Origin of the sequence: Dietzia maris (assembly GCF_014144855.1) — a bacterium.
GTDB lineage: Bacteria > Actinomycetota > Actinomycetes > Mycobacteriales > Mycobacteriaceae > Dietzia > Dietzia kunjamensis.
In genome coordinates this window covers 1-4,230 of the sequence record NZ_JAALDN010000148.1, presented here as the reverse complement: position 1 = coordinate 4,230, position 4,230 = coordinate 1, and the positions used below count along the sequence as shown (strand labels likewise).

The window sequence follows — 4,230 nt, the reverse complement described above, 5'->3', positions numbered from 1 at the left end:
GGAGTCGCGGTCGGCCGGGCGGCGGCCGGAGCCGGTCCCGGTGGGGGCGCCGACGCGTCCGCCGGCGCTCTCCGGGATCCCGAGATCGGACCGCAGGTGCGGGGACGTCGAGTAGGTCTCGGCGGGCTCACCGGACCCGAGTCCGAGGGCCTTGTCGATCAGGCCCCACCGGGGCAGGTCGTCCCAGTCCACGAGGGTGACGGCGACACCCGTGCGTCCGGCGCGGCCCGTGCGGCCGATCCGGTGCACGTAGGTCTTCTCGTCCTCCGGGCACTGGTAGTTGATGACGTGGGTGACATCGTCGACGTCGATCCCGCGGGCCGCGACATCGGTGGCGACGAGGACGTCGACGTCACCGGAGCGGAACGCCTTGAGGGACTTCTCACGCGCTCCCTGGCCGAGGTCGCCGTGGATGGCGCCCACCCGGAAGCCACGCTCCGCGAGATCGTCGGCCAACTTCTGGGCGGTGCGCTTGGTGCGGCAGAAGATCATGGTGGCGCCACGGCCCTCGGCCTGGAGGATCCGGGAGACCACCTCGGGCTTGTCGAGCGAATGGGCCCGGTAGACGTACTGGGTGGTGTTCTCGTGCGTGGCGCCGGAGTCGGCGGCCTCGGCGCGGATGTGGGTGGGTTTGGTGAGGAAGGTGCGGGCCAGGGTGATGATCGGGCCGGGCATGGTGGCCGAGAACAGCATGGTCTGGCGCTTCTCCGGGACCATGCGCAGCAGCTTCTCGATGTCGGGCAGGAAGCCCAGGTCGAGCATCTCGTCGGCCTCGTCGAGGACGAGGGCCTCGACCTTGCCCAGCACGAGCTTCGACTGGTTCGCGAGGTCGAGCAGGCGGCCGGGGGTGCCGACGACCACGTCGACGCCCTTCTCCAGGGCCTCGGTCTGCTGCTCGTACGGCGTTCCGCCGTAGATCGCGAGGACCTTGAGCGGGCGGGTGCCGGACCCGGAGGCCGCCGGCGCGGTGAGGCCGGTCGCGGCGATCTTGAGGTCCTGGGTGACCTGGACGCACAGCTCGCGGGTGGGGACGATGATGAGCGCCCGCGGGGTGCCGTCGAGCGTCCTGGTCGCCTCGCCGGTGGCGATGCGGTGGAGGAGCGGGACGCCGAACCCGTAGGTCTTGCCCATGCCGGTCCGGGCCTGACCGATGAGGTCGGATCCGGCCAGTGCCAGCGGGAGGGTGAGTTCCTGGATGGCGAACGTGTGGGTGATCCCGCGCTCGGCGAGCGCGGTGACGATCTCCGGGCGGACGCCGAGCTCGGCGAAGCTGGGGGAGGAGTCGGAGGACGGGGCGTCGACGACGGCGGTCGTCGTGGCCATGCCGTCGACTTCTTCGGTGGTGACATCTGTGGTGGACAGGGCGGTGCCTTTCTCGTCTCGCGCGCGGATGGTTCGGGCCGCACAAGGTCCGGCCTCGCGAGCGGGGCGCGCGCACATTTCCACGGGACCTGTCACGCCCGGCGCCGGAGCGATCCGGACCCGGGGAGTGATCCACGTGCACACATCCTATCCCGTGCCGCCGCCTTTCGAGCGCGTCGGGCTAGCCTGGACCGCACGCACCGCCGATGACGGCGTGACATGCGCCTACGACGAGAAGGGCAGGCACCGTGGAGGTCAAGATCGGCATCGCCGACAGCAACCGTGAGCTCGTGTTCAAGACCGGGATGACGCCGGAGGACGTGTACAAGCGCGTCGAGGCGGCCCTGACCGCGGAGGCCAAGGCGGTACTCGAGCTCGAGGACGAGAAGGGGCGCCGTTACCTCGTGTCCACCGATCGGGTGGCGTACGTCGAGATCGGCGAGACCGCGCGCCGCGCGGTCGGGTTCCTCTCCTGAGGGAGTGAACCCCGGGCCGGGGGCCGCCCTCGCGGCCCCGACCCCCGGGGGTCAGGCCTGGTTGTCCGGCTCGGTCCGGTCCCTTCCGTGACAAGGGATCTTCGACAGGCCGCCCCAGCACAGCGTGACCGTCGTCGAGACGGCGTCCGCGCGGGGGATCGGCCGGCCGGCGTCGAGCCAGTGCCCGGCGCTGACACGACTGGCCCCGACCAGTCCGACGGCCAGCAGTCGCGAGCGGTGGGCGTCGAGCCCCGAGTCCCCGCGGACGAGGTCGTGGACCGCGTCGATGCAGCCGTCGGTGGCCCGGTCGAGTTCCCGCCGGACGTCCTCGTCACCGGACTCGGAGTAGAAGACCAGCCGGAACCCGCGGGTGTCGGCGTCGGCGTACGCGAAGAACGTGTCGACGGCCGCCTCGACCCTGCGCCGGTTGTCGGAGGTCGAGTCCAGCGCGGCACGGATGCGTCCGAGCAGTTCGTCGACGTGGTGGCGCAGCACCTCGATGTACAGGTCACGTTTGGAATCGAAGTGCTGGTAGAGCACCGGCTTGGAGACGCCGGCCAGGACGGCGATGTCATCCATCCCGGAGGCGTGGAAGCCCTGGTCGACGAACACGGTCCCGGCGGCGTCGATCAGCTGGCTGCGCCGGGCCCCGCGGGGGAGCCGGGCCGCTCGGGTGCGGCCCGGTGCGGCCGGGAAGGATCCGTCCGGGCTCGTCATCTGCTGGCTCCTTCTCCGCCCGGGCGGGAGTCGACAGGCGTCCGGGCCAGACGGACAATACCCGCAGCCGCGGAGTGCGGGAGGAGGCGCCTCACCCCTCATGTGGGATCGTGTAGGCCTTGACTTCAGGAGTGGACGTGGAGGTGTACGGATGAGCGACGGCCGTCGCCGGACGCCGGGCGGTGCGGACGCCGAGGGTCGTCAGCGACCCCCGTACTACCCTCCGCACGGCGAGCCGCTGCGCGCGCCGTGGGACCCGCAGGAGTCGACCCCGGGGCGCCGCCGGTCGGTGCCCGGATCCCGGGACCACCTGCGTCGGCAGACCCCGGTCGGCAGGTTCTTGGCCACCTGGGGCTGGCGCGCGTACGCGATCCCGGTGCTCGTGGTGCTCACCGCCCTGGTGATCGGGGACGCCATCGTCTCGCCGGGCGCGTCGGACGAGGACCGGGTGGTCCGGGCGGAAGAGACCCCGGCCGTGGTCGGGGTACCCGCGGCGGGTGAGGTCCCGCCCAGTGGTGAGTTGCCGGAGGGCGGCTCCTTCATCGGGGCCGCGAGCGGGGAGTTCAGGATCGTGCCCGGCGGCACCGATCCGGTGGGACGCCCGACGGCCGAGCAGTTCAGCTACACGGTCGAGGTCGAGGACGGGATCGACACCGTCGACTTCGGCGGGGACGACTCGGTCGCCAGGATGGTCGACGCGACCCTGGCCAACCCCAAGAGCTGGACGGCCGACGGCGCAGTCGCGTTCCGGCGGATCGCCGGTGACGAGCCCGCGTTCCGGGTCTCGCTGGCGAGCCCCATGACGGTCCGCGAGAACTGCGGGTACGACATCGAACTCGAGGCGAGTTGCTACAACTCGGCCACGGGTCGCGTCTACCTCAACCTCGCGCGCTGGGTGCGGGGAGCGAGGTCGTTCCAGGGCGACATCGGGTCCTACCGGCAATACCTGGTCAACCACGAGGTCGGCCACGCGATCGGCTACCCGGCCCACGAGCCGTGCCCCGCGGACGGCGCCCTGGCGCCGATCATGATGCAGCAGACGTTCGGCGTGAACAACGGCGACATCCACCAGTTGGATCCCGAGGGCGTGGTCCCGGACAACGACGACACGTGTCGATACAACGCGTGGCCGTTCCCCGACGGACCCCCGGTGGCGGGATGACCGCCGCGGGCGGACCGGGGGACCGCGGCCTTCCCCCGCTGGTGGACCCGGTACCGGAGCTGACGAGGGACGAGCGGGAACGGTACTCGCGGCACCTGTTGCTCGGCGCGATCGGCGACGAGGGGCAGCGTCGCCTGCGCGCCGCGTCGGTGTTCGTCGTGGGTGCCGGCGGCCTGGGTGCCCCGGTGCTCATGTACCTTGCCGCGGCGGGTGTCGGGCGGATCACGGTCGTCGACGACGACGAGGTGGACCTCGGCAACCTGCACCGGCAGGTGATCCACTCCGTCGGGGCCGTGGGCCGACCCAAGGTGGACTCGGCGAGGGACCGTCTGGCCGAGTTGGCGCCCGGGGTCCGGGTCGACGCGATCCACGCCCGACTCGACGCCCTGAACATCGAGTCGCTTCTCGAGGGCCATGATCTGGTGATCGACGGCAGCGACAACTTCGCGACCAGGTACCTGGTCTCCGACGCCTGTGAGATCGCCGGGATCCCGCTCATCTGGGGGACCATCG

Annotated in this window: 5 protein-coding genes; 3 read left to right on the top strand and 2 right to left on the bottom strand. The window is 71.5% G+C overall.

Going from position 1 to position 4,230, the window contains the following annotated elements:
• Positions 1 to 1,323: DEAD/DEAH box helicase (locus G6024_RS05525; RefSeq protein WP_235027771.1), on the bottom strand; the 1,323-nt coding region annotated here is incomplete at its 3' end.
• Positions 1,324 to 1,610: 287 nt separating this feature from the next.
• Here G6024_RS05525 and G6024_RS05520 point away from each other — a divergent pair.
• Positions 1,611 to 1,838, top strand: a complete 228-nt coding sequence (locus G6024_RS05520; RefSeq protein ID WP_067712332.1) for a DUF3107 domain-containing protein — start codon at positions 1,611 to 1,613, stop codon at positions 1,836 to 1,838.
• 51 nt (positions 1,839 to 1,889) lie between these two features.
• On the opposite strand, the gene G6024_RS05515 is transcribed toward G6024_RS05520, so the two are convergent.
• On the bottom strand, positions 1,890 to 2,555 hold the full coding sequence (locus G6024_RS05515; RefSeq protein WP_067712337.1) for a TetR/AcrR family transcriptional regulator: 666 nt from the start codon (positions 2,553 to 2,555) through the stop codon (positions 1,890 to 1,892).
• A 151-nt stretch (positions 2,556 to 2,706) separates the two neighbouring features.
• Here G6024_RS05515 and G6024_RS05510 point away from each other — a divergent pair, with 151 nt between their 5' ends.
• Together G6024_RS05510 and G6024_RS05505 are read left to right on the top strand one after the other, a co-directional pair.
• Positions 2,707 to 3,717, top strand: a complete 1,011-nt coding sequence (locus G6024_RS05510) for a DUF3152 domain-containing protein (RefSeq protein ID WP_067712339.1) — start codon at positions 2,707 to 2,709, stop codon at positions 3,715 to 3,717.
• Positions 3,714 to 4,230: HesA/MoeB/ThiF family protein (locus G6024_RS05505; protein WP_194307275.1), on the top strand; the 517-nt coding region annotated here is incomplete at its 3' end. The genes G6024_RS05510 and G6024_RS05505, both read left to right, overlap by 4 nt.